This window comes from Streptomyces sp. AMJ-169, from assembly GCF_055597585.1.
In genome coordinates this window covers 160295-176125 of the sequence record NZ_JBVLTJ010000014.1, presented here as the reverse complement: position 1 = coordinate 176125, position 15831 = coordinate 160295, and the positions used below count along the sequence as shown (strand labels likewise).

The 15831-nt window shown below is 70.9% G+C and carries 14 protein-coding genes; 9 read left to right on the top strand and 5 right to left on the bottom strand.

Going from position 1 to position 15831, the window contains the following annotated elements; all coding sequences use genetic code 11:
* Nucleotides 1-39 precede the first annotated feature (39 nt).
* Complete coding sequence (ctaD, locus tag ACYUD3_RS30485; RefSeq protein WP_470976779.1) at nt 40-1671, bottom strand: aa3-type cytochrome oxidase subunit I; 1632 nt, start codon at nt 1669-1671, stop codon at nt 40-42.
* Nucleotides 1672-2065: 394 nt separating this feature from the next.
* Between ctaD and ACYUD3_RS30480 the strand changes: the two genes are divergently transcribed.
* A complete protein-coding gene (locus ACYUD3_RS30480) occupies nt 2066-2281 on the top strand; it encodes an I78 family peptidase inhibitor (protein WP_470976776.1) in 216 nt (71 codons plus the stop codon).
* A 21-nt stretch (nt 2282-2302) separates the two neighbouring features.
* Here the strand turns inward: ACYUD3_RS30480 and ACYUD3_RS30475 are convergent, their stop codons facing one another.
* Nucleotides 2303-3337: a phosphatase PAP2 family protein gene (locus tag ACYUD3_RS30475; protein ID WP_470976773.1), complete on the bottom strand. Its 1035-nt coding sequence runs from the start codon at nt 3335-3337 to the stop codon at nt 2303-2305.
* 239 nt (nt 3338-3576) lie between these two features.
* The gene (locus tag ACYUD3_RS30470; RefSeq protein ID WP_470976770.1) at nt 3577-4695 is read right to left on the bottom strand and encodes a mannosyltransferase family protein; all 1119 of its coding nucleotides are present in this window, start codon (nt 4693-4695) and stop codon (nt 3577-3579) included.
* Nucleotides 4696-4918: 223 nt separating this feature from the next.
* Here ACYUD3_RS30470 and ACYUD3_RS30465 point away from each other — a divergent pair, with 223 nt between their 5' ends.
* Nucleotides 4919-6535, top strand: coding sequence for an MFS transporter (locus ACYUD3_RS30465; protein ID WP_470976767.1), 1617 nt, complete (start codon nt 4919-4921; stop codon nt 6533-6535).
* A 65-nt stretch (nt 6536-6600) separates the two neighbouring features.
* Nucleotides 6601-7773: an acyl-CoA dehydrogenase family protein gene (locus ACYUD3_RS30460; RefSeq protein WP_470976764.1), complete on the top strand. Its 1173-nt coding sequence runs from the start codon at nt 6601-6603 to the stop codon at nt 7771-7773.
* Nucleotides 7774-7851: 78 nt separating this feature from the next.
* On the opposite strand, the gene ACYUD3_RS30455 is transcribed toward ACYUD3_RS30460, so the two are convergent.
* On the bottom strand, nt 7852-8289 hold the full coding sequence (locus ACYUD3_RS30455; protein ID WP_470976761.1) for a cell division protein SepF: 438 nt from the start codon (nt 8287-8289) through the stop codon (nt 7852-7854).
* 576 nt (nt 8290-8865) lie between these two features.
* Between ACYUD3_RS30455 and ACYUD3_RS30450 the strand changes: the two genes are divergently transcribed.
* Together ACYUD3_RS30450 and ACYUD3_RS30445 are read left to right on the top strand one after the other, a co-directional pair.
* Nucleotides 8866-10602, top strand: coding sequence for an FAD/NAD(P)-binding protein (locus tag ACYUD3_RS30450; protein WP_470976758.1), 1737 nt, complete (start codon nt 8866-8868; stop codon nt 10600-10602).
* A gap of 179 nt (nt 10603-10781) precedes the next feature.
* Nucleotides 10782-11588 carry an LLM class oxidoreductase gene (locus ACYUD3_RS30445; RefSeq protein WP_470976886.1) on the top strand — a complete coding sequence of 269 codons (807 nt, stop codon included), beginning with the start codon at nt 10782-10784 and terminating at the stop codon, nt 11586-11588.
* 10 nt (nt 11589-11598) lie between these two features.
* On the opposite strand, the gene ACYUD3_RS30440 is transcribed toward ACYUD3_RS30445, so the two are convergent.
* Nucleotides 11599-11727: a hypothetical protein gene (locus ACYUD3_RS30440; protein ID WP_470976755.1), complete on the bottom strand. Its 129-nt coding sequence runs from the start codon at nt 11725-11727 to the stop codon at nt 11599-11601.
* Between the two features lie 38 nt (nt 11728-11765).
* Here ACYUD3_RS30440 and ACYUD3_RS30435 point away from each other — a divergent pair, with 38 nt between their 5' ends.
* From ACYUD3_RS30435 to ACYUD3_RS30420, 4 genes are all read left to right on the top strand, one after another.
* Entirely contained in the window at nt 11766-12545 is a 780-nt protein-coding gene (locus ACYUD3_RS30435; RefSeq protein WP_470976752.1) for a DUF1684 domain-containing protein, read from the top strand.
* A gap of 299 nt (nt 12546-12844) precedes the next feature.
* A complete protein-coding gene (locus ACYUD3_RS30430; protein ID WP_470976749.1) occupies nt 12845-13732 on the top strand; it encodes a S1 family peptidase in 888 nt (295 codons plus the stop codon).
* 228 nt (nt 13733-13960) lie between these two features.
* Entirely contained in the window at nt 13961-14761 is an 801-nt protein-coding gene (locus ACYUD3_RS30425) for a slipin family protein (RefSeq protein ID WP_470976883.1), read from the top strand.
* Nucleotides 14762-14961: 200 nt separating this feature from the next.
* A complete protein-coding gene (locus ACYUD3_RS30420; RefSeq protein WP_470976746.1) occupies nt 14962-15822 on the top strand; it encodes an esterase/lipase family protein in 861 nt (286 codons plus the stop codon).
* The last annotated feature ends 9 nt before the right edge of the window (nt 15823-15831 follow it).

Genomic DNA, 15831 nt, shown 5'->3' with positions numbered 1-15831 from the left:
CTGAACATCCCCCTGCCGAACCGCCCCGCCCGCCCCCAACTACCCCGCATGCTCCGGATGATGGAGATCGAACGCCGGTGACTCCGAGCGGATCCTCGGCAGGGTCACGAAGTTGTGCCGCGGTGGCGGGCAGGACGTCGCCCACTCCAGTGAACGCCCGTACCCCCAGGGGTCGTCGGTGTCGACCTTCGTCCCGTACTTCGCCGTCCGCCACACGTTGTAGAGGAACGGCAGCGTCGACATGCCCAGCAGGAACGCGCCGATCGTGGAGATGGTGTTGAGGGCGGTGAAGCCGTCCGCCGCGAGGTAGTCGGCGTAGCGGCGCGGCATGCCCTCGGCGCCGAGCCAGTGCTGGACCAGGAACGTGGTGTGGAAGCCCACGAACAGCACCCAGAAGTGCACCTTCCCGAGCCGTTCGTCGAGCATCTTGCCGGTGAACTTGGGCCACCAGAAGTAGAAGCCGCCGAAGATCGCGAAGACGACCGTGCCGAAGACGACGTAGTGGAAGTGGGCGACCACGAAGTAGCTGTCGGAGACGTGGAAGTCCAGCGGCGGGGAGGCGAGGAGGACGCCGGTGAGGCCGCCGAAGAGGAACGTCACGAGGAAGCCGGACGCCCAGAGCATGGGCGTCTCGAAGGAGAGGGACCCCTTGATCATCGTCCCGGTCCAGTTGAAGAACTTCACGCCCGTCGGCACGGCGATCAGGAAGCTCACGAAGGAGAAGAACGGCAGCAGGACCGCGCCGGTGACGAACATGTGGTGCGCCCAGACGACGACGGACAGGCCGGTGATCGCCAGGGTCGCGCCGACCAGCGTCGTGTAGCCGAAGATCGGCTTGCGGGAGAAGACGGGGATGATCTCCGAGATGATCCCGAAGAACGGCAGCGCGATGATGTAGACCTCGGGGTGGCCGAAGAACCAGAAGAGGTGCTGCCAGAGCAGCGCGCCGCCGACGTCCGCGTCGAAGACGTGGCTGCCGAAGCGCCGGTCGGCCTCCAGGACCAGCAGGGCGGCGGCGAGCACCGGGAACGCGATGAGGATGAGGATCGACGTGAACAGGGTGTTCCACGTGAAGATCGGCATCCGGAACATCGTCATGCCGGGCGCCCGCATCCCGATGATCGTCGTCACGAAGTTGACCGCGCCGAGGATCGTCCCGAACCCGGCGAGCGCGAGGCCCATGATCCACAGGTCGGGGCCGAGGCCGGGGGAGTGGACGGGGCTGTTGAGCGGGGCGTAGGCGAACCAGCCGAACGCGGCCGGTCCGTCGGGCACGAGGAACGAGCCCATCACGATCAGCCCGCCGAACAGGAAGAGCCAGTACGACAGCATGTTCAGCCGGGGGAACGCGACGTCCGGCGAGCCGATCTGGAGCGGCATCAGCTCGTTGGCGAACCCGGCGAAGCTCGGCGTCGCGAACAGCAGCAGCATGACCGTGCCGTGCATCGTGAACAGCTGGTTGAACTGGTTGCTGTCCATCAACTGGAGCCCCGGGCGGGCGAGTTCCGCCCGCATCAGCAGCGCCATCACCCCGCCGGCCAGGAAGAACAGGAACGACGTGATGAGGTAGAGGTGGCCGATCTTCTTGTGGTCGGTGGTGGTCAGCCAGTCGACGACGATCCGCCCGCCGCGCACCGGCGGTACGTCCGTCGCCATGGTCTGCGTCGCCATCGCCGCTCCTTCGCGTGCCGTACGCGGGCCCCTACGAACCCCGCCATGATGCGCGCGCCCCCGTGCGCCGCGACAGGGGGCGTACGGGGGGCGTGTGGGGGTCCGGTGCTTTTTCTATGGGGTGTCAGATGGCCGCGTGCGCCCCGGAACACGAATGCGGCGGGGTTCCGGAAAGGAATCCGGGGCCGCTTTCCGCCGGTTTTTCCGGCCACTCCGCAGACGGCTCGGGAATTACGTTCGAATGCGCTCGGAAGTTGTCCGGAACCGCTCGTACGTGTGACAGGTAACGGCCGAAACATGCGCGGTGATCCTGTGACAGAAGCGTGACCAGAGTGATCCTTGAGACGGGAACCCCGGGTTCCCGGGCGTGTCCCGGGGGCCTAGGTTGGGGACCATGGCACCGATTCCGACTCCGCCTCAGGAGCCCCGAGACAACCCGGACAGTTACGTCGGCCTGGAGGCCGCGCGGGCCGAGCGACAGGCCCGCGAGCAGGGCTGGGCGACCGTCAGGAAACTGCCGCCCGGCGCGATCGTCACCATGGAGTACCTGGCGGGACGTATCAACTTCGAGGTCCGCGACGGCCGCGTAACCCGCGCCTGGAAGGGCTAGCCCCGCTGGCCCCCGCAGGCGTCAACTCCCCAGCGGGCGGGCCGCCGAGGCCGTCGTGCCGCGGGCCAGGCGGTCCTGGTGGGGCGGCGGGCGGCGGCTGCCGAGAGGGGTGACCGGGGTGCGCTCGGAGCGTGCGGCGTGCGGGCCCGGCGCGAGGTAGAGCGGGGGTCTCTGGCCGCGCGGGACGGGGAGCGCCTCGCGGGCGGCGGGCGCCTGGTCCTGGTCCGAGGGCCGGGGGCGGACCAGCGACACCGGCAGGGTGACCGGCGCGGGCAGCGCGGGCTTCGCCGGAGCCGTACGGGAGGTGCGCCAGCGGTCGCGCAGATCGAGCAGCGCGCTCTCCGCGCGGGCGATCAGCGGCTCGCACCACGGCAGCGCCAGCAGGACCAGCAGCCCCGCCGCCCAGCCCAGCAGCACGTCGCTCAGCCAGTGCGTCCCCAGATAGACGGTCGTCAGCCCGACGCCCAGCGACACGACCGCCGACAGCGCCGACAGCCAGCGCCGCGCTCTCGGCGTGGACGCCAGATACGCCAGGATCCCCCAGGTCACGACCGCGTTCGCGGTGTGGCCGCTGGGGAATATATCGCCGCCCAGGCCCATCTCGTTGGAGCCGATCGCCGTCGCGTAGTGCGGACCGAGCCGGCCCATGCCGATCTTCGCGGCACCGACCGTCGCGTTCAGCAGCAGCAGCGAGGCGCCCAGCGTGAGCAGGGGCCGCAGCGTGTGCTGACGCCACGAACGCCAGCCCAGCCAGGCCGCGACCATCACGGCGGTCGGGCCGCGCTGGCCCAGCACGACGTAGTAGTCGAGGAACGCGTGGATCGACGGCCACTGCTGGTACGGCCGGAAGAACATGACCTGCCAGTCCAGGCGGACCAGCCACGAGGTGGTCACCACGAGCCACACGATCGCCAGATAGAAGGCGAGGGTCGCCGTCAGCAGGGCGACCCGGTGGCGGCTCATCCGCGGCAATTTCAGGTGGCCCGGGCGTTCGGGCTCCCGGTCCAGCCTCGCGAACACCCGGTCCAGACGGGTGAGGTTTCGTTCGGTACGCACCCAATCGACGTTACAGCGAGTGAGCTGGCTTCCCCCGCGAATCCACGGCTTTGTGATGACGATGTGATGTGGGATTGCTCTCAGGCGGGCGTTTATTCCTTTGGAATCCAAAATCGACTGACATCTGTACCGGCAATTCCTTTGATCATTCTGGGTACAGGTTTTAACGGGGTTATGAATACGTTCGGTGTTTGGTCGCCTGCAATTCACTGAGCGTGGCGGGGTCGATCATGGCGCGGTCACGGTGGTCCCGAGCCGTTCAGCCACCACGCCCCGTACACCGCCGACGCGACCGCCACCCCGGCCACCACCAGCGCCGACCGCGCCGGACGCGCCCGCGCCAGGCGCAGCGCGAGGGGGAACAACAGGGGGAACGCGGGCATCAGCAGGCGCGGTTTCGAGCCGAAGTAGCTCGACGCACACAGGGCGAGGACCAGGACAGTACCGCCGTAGACCAGCAGGGGCAGCGGCTGGCGCTGCCGTACGCAGATGACGTAGAGGCGGATCAGCAGGGCCACGCCCGCGATCAGGGCCAGGCCCGCGAGGGCGCCCAGGGGGGAGGTGAACTTGGCGGCGACGAAGCGGGCGAAGGCCCAGCCGCCGTCGAAGCCGTTGCGCCAGCCGGACTGGACGTCGAGGTAGCCGAGGAGACCGTCACCGGTGCGACGACCCACCCAGAGGACATAACCGACCGTGCCCAGAGGCGCGAGGAGCAGACCCAGGGCGCGCGCGCCGGCCGGCCGTACCGAGAGGCCCGCCGCCCAGACCGCCGCCGCCACCGCGAGCCCGACCGGACGGGTCAGCCCCGCCAGCGCCGCCAGGACGCCCGCCGCGACCCACCGCCCGGTGAGCACCGCGTACAGGGACCAGGCCGCCAGCGCCGTGAACAAGGACTCGCTGTACGCCATCGACTGGACGATCCCGACCGGCAGCACCGCCCAGAGCAGCACCGCGCACACGGCCGCGCGCGAGCCGTACAAGAGGTCGGCGACCGCGAAGACGCCCCAGGCCGCCGCGAGCGAGGACACCAGGGACACGACGAAACCGGCGTCGGCGTACGACAGCGCGGTCGCGGCATGGAGGGCGCGCTCCAGCCAGGGCAGGAGGGGGAAGAACGCGAGGTTCGAGTGGACGTCGCCGTTCGGGAGGCGGACCTCGTAGCCGTAGCCCAGGCCGGCGACGCGGACGTACCACAGGGAGTCCCAGCGGGCCGTCAGCAAGTGGTAGGCGTTCGTGCCGCGCGCGCCGCTCCACGCGGCCAGGGCGAGCAGGCCGAGCGCCCGGACGGCCGCGAAGCCGAGGAGGGCGGGGGCGGCCCGGCGAAGTCCCTGGGAGACGCGCGTCGCACGGTCGGTCATGGGCTCGATTATCCGGCCCCTACGGATGAGTGGTGTACGCCACATGGGTTCCAGGTGGCGTCTGAGAGGTCCACCACGTGACCGGGCCACGAACTCGCGTACGCTGCGATCCACTCGCCGTTCGTCCGCGCGGGCCAGGGACACCGCTCCTCCCCGGCCAAAGGCGCGGGGAGTCCCCACCCCGCGAACCCGCCGAACGCGCGAATAGCTGGGAGGTACGCACATGTCCGGGACGCTCACGGCCACAGCCGCGCCCTCCAGGACCGCCGGACCCCCCGCCGCCCGCCGCTGGGTCGTCCTCGTCGTGCTGTGCGTGAGCCTCCTCCTCGTCGCCGTCGACGCGACCGTCCTGCACGTCGCCGTGCCCGCCGTCACCGAGGACCTCAGGCCCGGGGCGATCGAGCTGCTGTGGATCGTCGACACGTATCCCCTGGTCTGCGCCTCCCTGCTGATCCTCTTCGGGACCCTCGGCGACAAGGTCGGACGGCGGCGCATCCTCCTGTTCGGCTACGGCATCTTCGGCGTCGCCTCCGCGCTCGCCGCCCTCGCCGACAGCGCGCAGACGCTGATCCTGGCGCGGGCGCTGCTCGGGGTCGGCGGGGCCATGATCATGCCGGCCACCCTGTCGATCCTGCGGCAGGTCTTCCCCGACCGGCGGGAGCGGGCGCTGGCGATAGGGATCTGGAGCGCGGTCGCCGCCGTCGGCGCGGCGGCCGGTCCGCTGCTCGGCGGGTTCCTCCTCGAACACTTCTGGTGGGGGTCGGTCTTCCTCGTCAACATCCCGCTGATGCTGGTCAGTCTGCCGGTCGGGCGGTGGCTGCTGCCCGAGTCCAAAGGGGGCGGCGACGGGCCCTGGGACGTCGTCGGCGCGCTCATGGCCGCCGGCGGGCTCTTCGGGTGCGTCCTCGGCGTGAAGCGGCTCGGGGGCGGCGAGTTCGGGCCGCTGACCGTCGTACCGCTGCTGTTCGGGGCCGTGCTGGTGGTGCTCTTCGTGCGGCGGCAGCGGCGGCGGGTCTGTCCGCTCGTCGATCTGCGGATGTTCGCCCGGCCCGCCTTCGGTACGGCCGTGCTGTGCATCGTGCTGGCCATGCTGGCGCTGGTCGGGCTCGAGCTGATCGCCGCGCAGTATCTGCAACTCGTGCTGGGGCTCTCGCCGTTGGCGACCGGGCTGCGGCTGCTGCCGCTGACGTTCGCCGCCATGGCCGCCGGGCTCGCCGGGGCCCGGCTGCTGCGGGCCGTCGGGCCACGGCGGATGGTGTGCGGCGGGTTCGTGCTGACCGCCGCCGCCGTCCTCACCCTCACCGCCATGGGCAACGCCGACCGGCCGGGGCTGCTGCTCGCCGGGTTTGTGCTGCTCGGGTTCGGGCTGGAGACGACGCTGTTCGCCGCGTACGAGTCGATGCTGAGCGAGGCGCCCGCCGAACAGGCGGGCGGGGCCGCCGCGATGGGGGAGACGTCGTACCAGCTGGGCGCCGGGATCGGGATCGCGTTGCTCGGGAGTGTGATGAACGCGGCTTATAAACCTGGGGTGTCGGCGGTCGCTGGGGTGCCCGCGGAGGCGTCGGCCGCTGCGGGGCATTCGCTGGGGGAGGCGTACGAGGTGGCCGGGCGGCTGGGGGAGCCGGCCGGGGGTGTGCTGCGGCGGGTGGCGCGGGATTCGTTCGTGCACGGGCTGCATGTCACGTTGCTGGTGAGCGCGGGGCTGTTGCTGTTGGGGGCGGTGATGGCGCTGCGGCTGCCGAAGGGGATGCAGGGCGCGGGGGTTGCTCTCGCCCCCGCCGGTGAGATGAGCGCCGCGCTCGCCCCCGCTGAGGTGGACGTCCCCTTCCCTCGCCGCTGAAGTCCCCTGCCACGTAAGTTCGTTGTGTTACCGCTCCTGTTGGTCTGCTGACGCCGGAGGTTTCCGTGGCCGCGTTCGACCCCCGTGATCTGCTGGGTCTCGATGAACTGCTCACCGATGAGGATCTCGCCGTACGGGACACCGTGCGGCGCTGGGTCGGGGACAACGTGCTGCCCCATGTCGCCGGGTGGTTCGAGGCCGGGGAGCTGCCGCAGATCCGCGAACTCGCCCTGGAACTCGGGAAGATCGGGGCGCTCGGGATGTCCCTGTCCGGGTACGGGTGCGCGGGCGCCAGCGCTGTGCAGTACGGGCTGGCCTGTCTTGAGCTGGAGGCCGGGGACTCCGGGGTGCGTTCGCTGGTGTCCGTCCAGGGGTCCCTCGCGATGTACGCCATCCACCGGTTCGGGAGCGAGGAGCAGAAGCGGCAGTGGCTGCCCGCGATGGCGTCCGGGCACGTCATCGGATGCTTCGGGCTCACCGAACCCGACCACGGCTCCGACCCCGCCTCGATGCGGACGCGGGCGAAGCGGGACGGCTCCGACTGGGTGCTCAACGGCCGGAAGATGTGGATCACCAACGGGTCCGTCGCCGGGGTCGCCGTCGTGTGGGCGCAGACCGAGGAGGGCATCCGGGGGTTCGTCGTCCCCACCGACACCCCCGGGTTCGCCGCGCCGGAGATCAAGCACAAGTGGTCGCTGCGGGCGTCGGTGACCAGTGAACTGGTGCTGGACGACGTGCGGTTGCCGGCGGACGCGGCGCTGCCCGAAGTGGTGGGGCTGCGGGGGCCGTTGAGCTGTCTGTCGCACGCCCGGTACGGGATCGTGTGGGGCGCGATGGGAGCGGCGCGGGCCTCGTTCGAGGCGGCCGTCGAATACGCGAGGACCCGGGAGCAGTTCGGGCGGCCGATCGGCGGATTCCAGCTCACCCAGGCGAAGTTGGCGGACATGGCCGTCGAACTGCACAAGGGGATCCTGCTCGCCCACCATCTGGGGCGGCGGATGGACGCCGGTCGACTGCGGCCCGAGCAGGTCAGCTTCGGGAAGCTGAACAACGTACGGGAGGCGATCGAGATCTGCCGTACCGCGCGGACGATCCTCGGGGCCAACGGGATCTCGCTGGAGTACCCGGTGATGCGGCACGCGAGCAATCTGGAGTCGGTGCTGACCTACGAAGGCACCGTGGAGATGCACCAGTTGGTGCTGGGCAAGGCGCTCACCGGGCTCGACGCCTTCCGCTGACCTGGCTGTGCCCTCCCGGGGGATGACCCCCGGACCCCCACCGGAGATGGCGGGGCAGGGCCGGTGAGCGGCCCTGCCTCAGCTCTGGTTGAAGAAGCCGTCCGTGCGGTGGTTGGAGGAATCGCCGTTCACGATCTCCGTGTTGGCGGGGGTGAGCAGGAACACGCGGGTGGAGACCCGCTCGATGGAGCCGCGCAGGCCGAAGATGAGACCGGCGGCGAAGTCGACGACGCGCTTGGCGTCGGCCGCCTCCATCGCCGTCAGGTTCATGATGACCGGGACCCCCTCACGGAACATCTCGCCGATGGCGCGGGCGTCCCGGAAGCTGTCCGGGGTGACCGTGCCGATCCGGCGGCCCTTCTCCTCGGCCGTGTCCGCGGCGACCTTCACCCGGGGGTCGGTGACCCAGGCCTCGCCGGAGTCGGACCCCTCGGAGTAGTCGTCGTCGTAGTAACGCTCGTCATCGTTGTCGTCGACGAGGCCAAGCCAGGCACTCGCCTTGCGCACCGATCCCATGGACGCCTCCTCTCACAGCGGTTCTGCTTGCTTCCGCATTCCCCATGGTCGTGCATGATGCGGAGGTCGCGCCAAGTGGATGGACGCCGCGCGGGAGGTTTGTGACGGTACTGGTGCACAGCCGATCCGTCGAGAGGCCAAGCCCCCCAAGGGTGTTAGCGCGTACGGCTGCTGACTGTGAGTGAAATATGATTCATTGTGGCGGATGGGTGACGAATAGGGCGTACGGGTGAAGAGGAGTGACGGTACGTCAGTGAGGGGGGCGCCGGTGTGAAGGCGGAGAAAGGGGGAGAAAGCGCGGCAGCGGGTCGCTCAACAGGAACAGGACCACACGCGACCGAAGTCGATGTGGGAGCGCTTGACCAGCCACTGCTGCGGATGCATGGGCCAAGTGGAACAGGTCTCCGGTTGTCACGTCAACGAGATGAGACCTACCGCTCACAGTGTGGACGCCCTTGACAGCGAGGGGAAACGCCGCCGTACTCTCGCTGTACGGCCCTGCTGAGGGGCTCGGCCGTGACGGCGCCGCGCGGCGCCCCCGTGTGAAGGCGAACCGATACTCCACGGAGCCTTCGCATGCCTTCCAGCTTGGTCGTCATCGGGGCCGGTCCCCGCGGATCCGGTCTCCTCGAACGCATCGCCGCCAACGCCCCCGAGCTGTACGACGGTTCACCCCTCGACCTCCACCTCGTCGACCCGCACCCGCCGGGCGCCGGACGCATCTGGCGCGCCGCCCAGTCCCCGCTGCTGTGGATGAACTCCCACGCCGAGGACATCACCATGTTCACGGACGAGTCCGTCACCATGGCCGGCCCGGTGCGCCCCGGACCCACCCTGCACGAGTGGGCCGGCGTCGACGGCGACCTCTTCGCCGACCGCCGGCTCCAGGGCACCTACCTCGCCTGGTTCCACGACCGGGCGATCGCCGCCCTGCCTCCGGGGATACGCGTCCACCACCACCCCCGCCGGGCGCTACGCATCTCCGGCCCGCGCGACGGACGCCAGGAGGTCTGGCTGGAGGGGCTCTCGGAACCGCTGCACGCCGATCTCGTCGTCCTCGCCCTCGGCCACCTCGACGCCGAACTCGACGACGAACAGCGCGCGTTGGCGGCGTACGCCGAGGAACACGGGCTGCTGCACCTGCCGCCCGACTTCACCGCCGACAGCGACTTGTCCGCGCTGCCCGCCGGTGAACCGGTCCTCGTACGCGGCTTCGGGCTGGCCTTCGTCGATCTGATGGTCCTGCTCACCGAAGGGCGCGGGGGGCGCTACGACGGGGACGTGTACGTGCCGTCGGGGCGGGAGCCGGTGCTGTACGTCGGGTCGCGCAGAGGGGTGCCGTACCACTCGAAGATCGGGTACGAGTGGAGCGGCGAGCGGCCTCCCTTGCCGAGATTTCTCGGGCCCGCGCAGATCGATGAACTCCTCGCCAGGGAAGGCGGGTTCGAGTTCCGGCGGGACGTGTGGCCGCTGGTGGAGAAGGAGTTGGGGTTCGCCCACTACCACCGGCTGTTCTCCGCGCATCCCGAACGTACGCAAGGGAGTTGGGCGGAGTTCGAGGAGAAGTACGCCGTCGGGAGCGGCTCCGATCTCCAGGCGCTGATCGCCGCCGCCGTGCCCGACCCCGCCGACCGGCTCGACCTCGGGGCGCTGGACCGGCCGCTCGCGGGGGTGCGGTACGGGTCGGCCGAGGAGTTCCAGGACGGGCTGCGGGGTTACATCCAGGGGGACTTGGCGCGCGCCCACGACCCGGCGTACAGCCAGGACCAGGCCGTGTTCCTCGGGCTGCTGTCCGTGTACGTGCAGTTGATCCGGCTCGGCGGGGTCGGCGGGTGGTGGCACGGCTTCTTCAGCTATCTCGCGTCCGGGCCGCCCGGACCCCGGCTGCGGCAGATGCTCGCGCTGTCGCGGGCCGGGCTGCTGAAGTTCGTCGGCGGCGAGATGCAAGTCCGGGCCGAGGACGGGGTGTTCAGGGGGACGAGCCCCAATGTGCCGGGCGCGGTCGTCGAGGCGCGGGCGCTGGTCGAGGCGCGGCTCCCGGAGCCGGCCGTGGGGCGGGCCCGGGACGCGCTGCTGCGGGAGCTGATCGGGCGCGGGGTCGGGGAGACGGCGGACGGACTGCTGCGGGTGGACCGGGCCGACGGACGGGTGCTGGACCGCGAAGGGCGGCCGTACGGGCGGCTGTTCGCGCTCGGGCCTTACACGGACGGGCGGGCGCCGGGGGCGTTCACGCGGCCCCGGACCGGGGGACCGGCGTTCCGGCAGAACGACGCGACCGCGCGGGCGGTCCTCGGATCGCTGAGTGAAACGTAATTGGGTGTCCGGCGTCCGGTTGTGAAAGCGTTCCCCGTAGCTGTTCCGTACGGGTGCGAAAGGTCAACTGTGTTATCCAGCAAGGGAGTTCAAGTGATGAACGACGCGGCCTGCCTCATGTCCACCTCTCTGCCGGCCTGTTGTCCGCCGGGCCCTGGGCGTGGTGCGGCGGCGCCGTCATGAGCGGGCGGCGCAGGCTGCTGCATCTCGCGGCGGCCGTCGACCTGCCGGGGGAGTCCGGGGCCGAGCCGTATCTGGAGCTGGTGGGGCTGGCCGAGCGGGGCGGGCTCGACTTCGTGACCGTCGGCGACCCGTACGCGGTGCCGGGGTTCGACGCGGGGTCCGTGCTCGCGCGGGTGGCGTCGGGGACGCGGCGGATCGGGCTGGTCGCGATGTGCGGCGGGCCCGGTGTCGCGAGCGGGCTCGACCGGGTGAGCCGGGGGCGGGCCGGGTGGCGGCCCGAGGAGACGGCGCCCGTGCCGGTGTGCCCGGCGCTGAAGGTCGTCGACGCCACCGAACCCGGCGGCCGGGAGCGGGCCGCGCGGGACGCGGACGTCGCGCTGGTGCGCGCGGTGAGTCCGGGCGAGGCCGCCGAGGTACGGGCTCAACTGCTTTTGCGGGCCGCCGAGTCGGGCCGCGACCCCGACACGCTGCGGGTGTTCGCCGGGCTGCTGATCGACCTCGGGGACGGGGAGCGGGCCGCCGAGCGCGGGCACGGCGGGGGCGGACCCCGGCCGACCGTACGGGGGCCGCTGTACCGGGGCGGGCCCGTCGACCTCGCCGAGCTGATCGCCGGCTGGCACCGGGAGGGCGCGGTGGACGGGTTCCACCTCACGCCGGTCGAGCCGCGCCGGGACCTGGAACGGCTCGTCAACGGGACGGTCGCGCTGCTCCAGCACCGGGGGCTGTTCCGTACGTTCTATCCGGGCGGGACGCTGCGGGAGCATCTGGGGCTCGCGCGGTACGCGGTCGCCGAGGGGGCGTGAGGGGGGCGTGTCACCGGCGCGCCGGAGGGGAGAGGGGGCCGCCGGGGTCGTATACAGGGGCGCCGGTGCCGTATGCGCCGGTGTCCGTGTGCTTGGCCTGTTCCGTGCGGAATACGGGGGTGGCGGGGGTGGTTGGCATCGGGGGTTTCGTACCGGTACAGGGAAGGGCTGGCGGACATGAGCGGTCTTGAGGCGTGGCGGCAGTGGCGGGCGCGGCGGGTGGACACGGTGTCGGGGCCTTACGGGCCGCTCGCGCTCACCGGGACGTACTGGGTGGAGGACCTTCCCGAGGGGCGACTTCCGGACACCCCGGGGCACTGGGCGCTCGCCGAGGACGCCGGGGTCGTGCTGACGGCCGGCGCCGGCGAGGGGCTGTTCCTCGACGGGGAGCCGTTCGGCGGCGTCGTACGGCTGGACGCGGACCGGGGGGCGGCGGGGCGGGCCCGGGTCTCGGTGGGGGAGCGGCGGCTCGTGGTGCTGGAGCGCGAGGGGGTCTGGGGGGTGCGGGACTACGACCCGGACGCCGAGGCCAGGCGGGGGTTCGGGGGGATCGACGCCGCTGAGTACGACCCCCGGTGGGCGGTCGAGGGGGTCTTCACGCCGTACGAGCGCGGGCGGACCGTGCGGGTCGAGAACGCGGACGGGCGGGAGCGGGGGCTCGGGCTCGACGGGGAGGTCGCGTTCGCCGTCGAGGGGCGGGAGGTCGTGCTCAAGGTGGGGACCGGGGCCGGGGGCGGGCTGTGGGCGGTGTTCGCGGACGCGACGAGCGGGGTGAGCAGTTACCGGTTCCGGTTCCTGCACACCGGGGCGCCCGACGCGCGGGGGCGGGTGAGCGTCGACCTCAACCGGGCCGAGCTGCCGCCGTGCGCGTTCTCCGACGCGTTCATCTGCCCGTTCCCGCCGCCCGGGAACCGGCTGGAGTTCGCCGTCGAGGCGGGGGAGCGCACGGTGGTGTGAGCCGGGGGCGGGCGGTCACGGCGCGCGCCGGGCGGGTGCTCCGACGCGGCCGTCCGGTCGTGAAAGGGCCGTTGACGCAAGGCGTTTCAGGCAGTTTTCTCCCAGGGGTCACGGTGTTTTCCCCAAGGGGCCGAGGCCGAAAGGTGCCCTTGCGCCTACCGGCCGTTCGGCCGAATACTCCTCAACCAGCGCTTGTCAGGGACATGCACCCCAGCCGCCGCGGGGTGTCCCCGCCCTGGCTGCGCCTCACGGGCCCCGACCCCACGCGGGCCCCCAATTCCCCTGGGAGGGAACGAAAAGTGAGGATCAAGCGCACCACCCCCGGTTTCACCAGACGGACCCGTCTGCTCGCCGTCGTCACCGGTCTCACGGCGGCGGCGGCCTTCGCCGTTCCCGCCGCGAACGCCGCCGACGCCCGCACGTACAGCGCGACCGAACTCCAGAGCGCGAGCAACTCGGTGCTCAAGGCCGACATAGCCGGGACGGCCTGGGCCGTCGACCCCGAGAGCGGCCGGCTCGTCGTCACCGTCGACAGCACGGTGACGAAGGCCGAGGTCGCGCAGATCAAGACCGCGGCGGGCGGCGCGGCGACGATCAAGTACACGCCGGGCAAGTTCAACAAGCTGATCGGCGGCGGCGACGCCATCTACGGCGGCGGCTACCGGTGTTCGCTGGGCTTCAACGTGGTCAGCGGCAGCACCAACTACTTCCTCACCGCCGGCCACTGCGGCGAGGTCGCCTCCACCTGGTACTCCAACTCCGGGCAGAGCACCGTCCTCGGCCCGAACTCCAGCTACACCTTCCCGACCAGGGACTACGCGCTGGTGCGGTACACCAACACCACCATCGCCAAGTCCCGGGTGGCCGGCAACACGACCATCACCAGCGCGGGCAACCCCAGCGTCGGCACCACCGTCTACCGCGACGGCTCGACCACGGGCATCCACAGCGGCACCGTCACCGGGCTGAACGCGACCGTCAACTACGGCAGCGGCGACATCGTCTACGGCATGATCCAGACCAACGTCTGCGCCGAGGGCGGCGACTCCGGCGGCCCGCTGTACTCGCTGAGCGGCATCGCCTACGGGCTGACCTCCGGCGGCAGCGGCAACTGCACCTCCGGCGGGACGACGTTCTTCCAGCCGGTCACGGCGGCGCTGAGCGCGTACGGCGTGAGCCTGCTCTAGCCGTCCGGCGGGCAGGGCCGCGCATGGTCTGTCCGTATAGCTGACGCTTTATGCGCATTGCGGGCCGAGTGCACCGGACCGCGGGCGCCGGGAGCCTCCGCACACCTCCGGGTGGGCGGGGGCTTCTCGCTGTACGGGGAGCGCGGCCGGGTACAGGGCTCCCCCTGGCGCGCCCGCGGCGTTACCTTCGACGTACAGGCGGCGACGGTGCGGACCCTGGGGGTCGCGATGGTCGAGGAACTGGTGGCGGCGGGGGTCGCGGTGCTCGCGGCCGGGGCGGTGTACTTCTCGGCGGCGGCGCGGGTCGTCAAACAGTACGAACGGGGGGTCGTCTTCCGGCTCGGGAAACTCCGCCCCGACGTGCGCGGACCCGGGCTCGTCATGATCGTGCCGGGTGTCGACCGGCTGCGGAAGGTCAACCTCCAGATCGTCACGATGCCGGTGCCCGGGCAGGAGGGGATCACCCGGGACAACGTGACCGTGCGCGTCGACGCCGTCGTCTATTTCAAGGTGACGTCCCCGGCGGAGGCCGTGGTGCGGGTCGAGGACTACCGGTTCGCGGTCTCGCAGATGGCGCAGACCTCGCTGCGCTCGATCATCGGCAAGAGCGAGCTGGACGACCTGCTGTCCAACCGCGAAAAGCTCAACCAGGGGCTGGAGTTGATGATCGACAGCCCGGCGGTGGAGTGGGGCGTGACGATCGACCGGGTCGAGATCAAGGACGTCTCGCTGCCGGAGACGATGAAGCGCTCGATGGCCCGGCAGGCCGAGGCGGACCGGGAGCGGCGGGCGCGGGTCATCAACGCGGACGGGGAGCTCCAGGCGTCGAAGAAGCTGGCGGAGGCGGCCCAGCAGATGGAGGCGACGCCGGCCGCGCTGCAACTGCGGCTGCTCCAGACGGTCGTGGCGGTGGCGGCGGAGAAGAACTCGACGCTGGTGCTGCCGTTTCCGGTGGAGCTGTTGCGGTTCCTGGAGCGGGCGCAGGGGGCGGCGCCCGCGCCTCGGCAGGAGGAGCAGCCTCGCGGGTGAACTCCGTTTGAGGCAAGGGTGATCGGGCGGGACTAGGACATCTTCCAGTCTTCTCCTCGTGCGCGATTTTTTACCGGCACGTAACTTCACATCGGGGCTACCCGTCCGTAACTTGAAAAGTGAACAGCATCCTTTGTGATCCGGATCACAGGGCCTAGTGTCATCGCGCATCCCCCCATGAGCCGCAAGGAGATCACTCGATGCTGCCCTGGAAACGCCTGCTCAGACCCCTCGTCGCCCTGCTGCTGACGGCCATCGCCGCCGTCGTCCCGGCTTCCTCCGCAGCCGCCGACTCCGCCTCCAGCAGTGGGTGGAACGACTTCTCCTGCAAGCCCTCCGCCGCGCACCCCCGCCCGGTCATCCTGGTCCACGGCACCCTCGCCAGCTCGACCACCAACTGGCTCGGACTCGCCCCCTATCTGGAGAAACGCGACTACTGCGTCTTCGCCCTGGACTACGGTCAGTTGGACGGCGTCCCCGTCTTCTACGGCCTGGGCCCCATCGACAAGTCGGCCGCGCAACTCTCCGCCTACGTCGACAAGGTGCTCGCCGCGACCGGCGCCGCCAAAGCGGACCTCGTCGGGCACTCGCAGGGCGGCATGATGCCCCGCTACTACCTCAAGTTCCTCGGCGGCGCGGCCAAGGTGAACTCCCTCGTCGCGCTCGCCCCCAGCAGCCACGGCACCACGCTCAGCGGGCTCACCAACCTGCTGCCCTACTTCCCCGGCGCCGCGAAGTGGCTCACCACCAACACCCCGGCGCTGGCCCAGCAGATCGTCGGCTCCGACTTCCTGACCAGGCTGAACGCGGGCGGCGACACCGTGCCCGGCGTCCACTACACGGTCATCGCGACGAAGTACGACGAGGTCGTCACGCCGTACCAGACGCAGTTCCTGACCGGGCCCGACGTCAAGAACGTCCTGCTCCAGGACCTGTGCCCGCTCGACCTGTCCGAGCACGCGCTGATCGGGCTGACGGACCGGATCGCGTTCCACGAGGTGGCCAACGCGCTCGATCCGGCGACGGCCACGCCGACGACCTGCGCGTCGGTGTTCAGCTGAGTGGTGCGG

What these genes read in the sequence shown, in the direction of transcription:
- ACYUD3_RS30420 (WP_470976746.1), top strand. Translation starts at nt 14,962, where the DNA reads ATGCTGCCCTGGAAACGCCTGCTCAGACCCCTCGTCGCCCTGCTGCTG.
- ACYUD3_RS30455 (WP_470976761.1), bottom strand. Translation starts at nt 8,289, where the DNA reads ATGGGATCGGTGCGCAAGGCGAGTGCCTGGCTTGGCCTCGTCGACGAC.
- ACYUD3_RS30425 (WP_470976883.1), top strand. Translation starts at nt 13,961, where the DNA reads ATGGTCGAGGAACTGGTGGCGGCGGGGGTCGCGGTGCTCGCGGCCGGG.
- ACYUD3_RS30435 (WP_470976752.1), top strand. Translation starts at nt 11,766, where the DNA reads ATGAGCGGTCTTGAGGCGTGGCGGCAGTGGCGGGCGCGGCGGGTGGAC.
- ACYUD3_RS30465 (WP_470976767.1), top strand. Translation starts at nt 4,919, where the DNA reads ATGTCCGGGACGCTCACGGCCACAGCCGCGCCCTCCAGGACCGCCGGA.
- ACYUD3_RS30480 (WP_470976776.1), top strand. Translation starts at nt 2,066, where the DNA reads ATGGCACCGATTCCGACTCCGCCTCAGGAGCCCCGAGACAACCCGGAC.
- ACYUD3_RS30440 (WP_470976755.1), bottom strand. Translation starts at nt 11,727, where the DNA reads ATGCCAACCACCCCCGCCACCCCCGTATTCCGCACGGAACAGGCCAAG.
- ACYUD3_RS30450 (WP_470976758.1), top strand. Translation starts at nt 8,866, where the DNA reads ATGCCTTCCAGCTTGGTCGTCATCGGGGCCGGTCCCCGCGGATCCGGT.
- ctaD (WP_470976779.1), bottom strand. Translation starts at nt 1,671, where the DNA reads ATGGCGACGCAGACCATGGCGACGGACGTACCGCCGGTGCGCGGCGGG.
- ACYUD3_RS30470 (WP_470976770.1), bottom strand. Translation starts at nt 4,695, where the DNA reads ATGACCGACCGTGCGACGCGCGTCTCCCAGGGACTTCGCCGGGCCGCC.
- ACYUD3_RS30445 (WP_470976886.1), top strand. Translation starts at nt 10,782, where the DNA reads ATGAGCGGGCGGCGCAGGCTGCTGCATCTCGCGGCGGCCGTCGACCTG.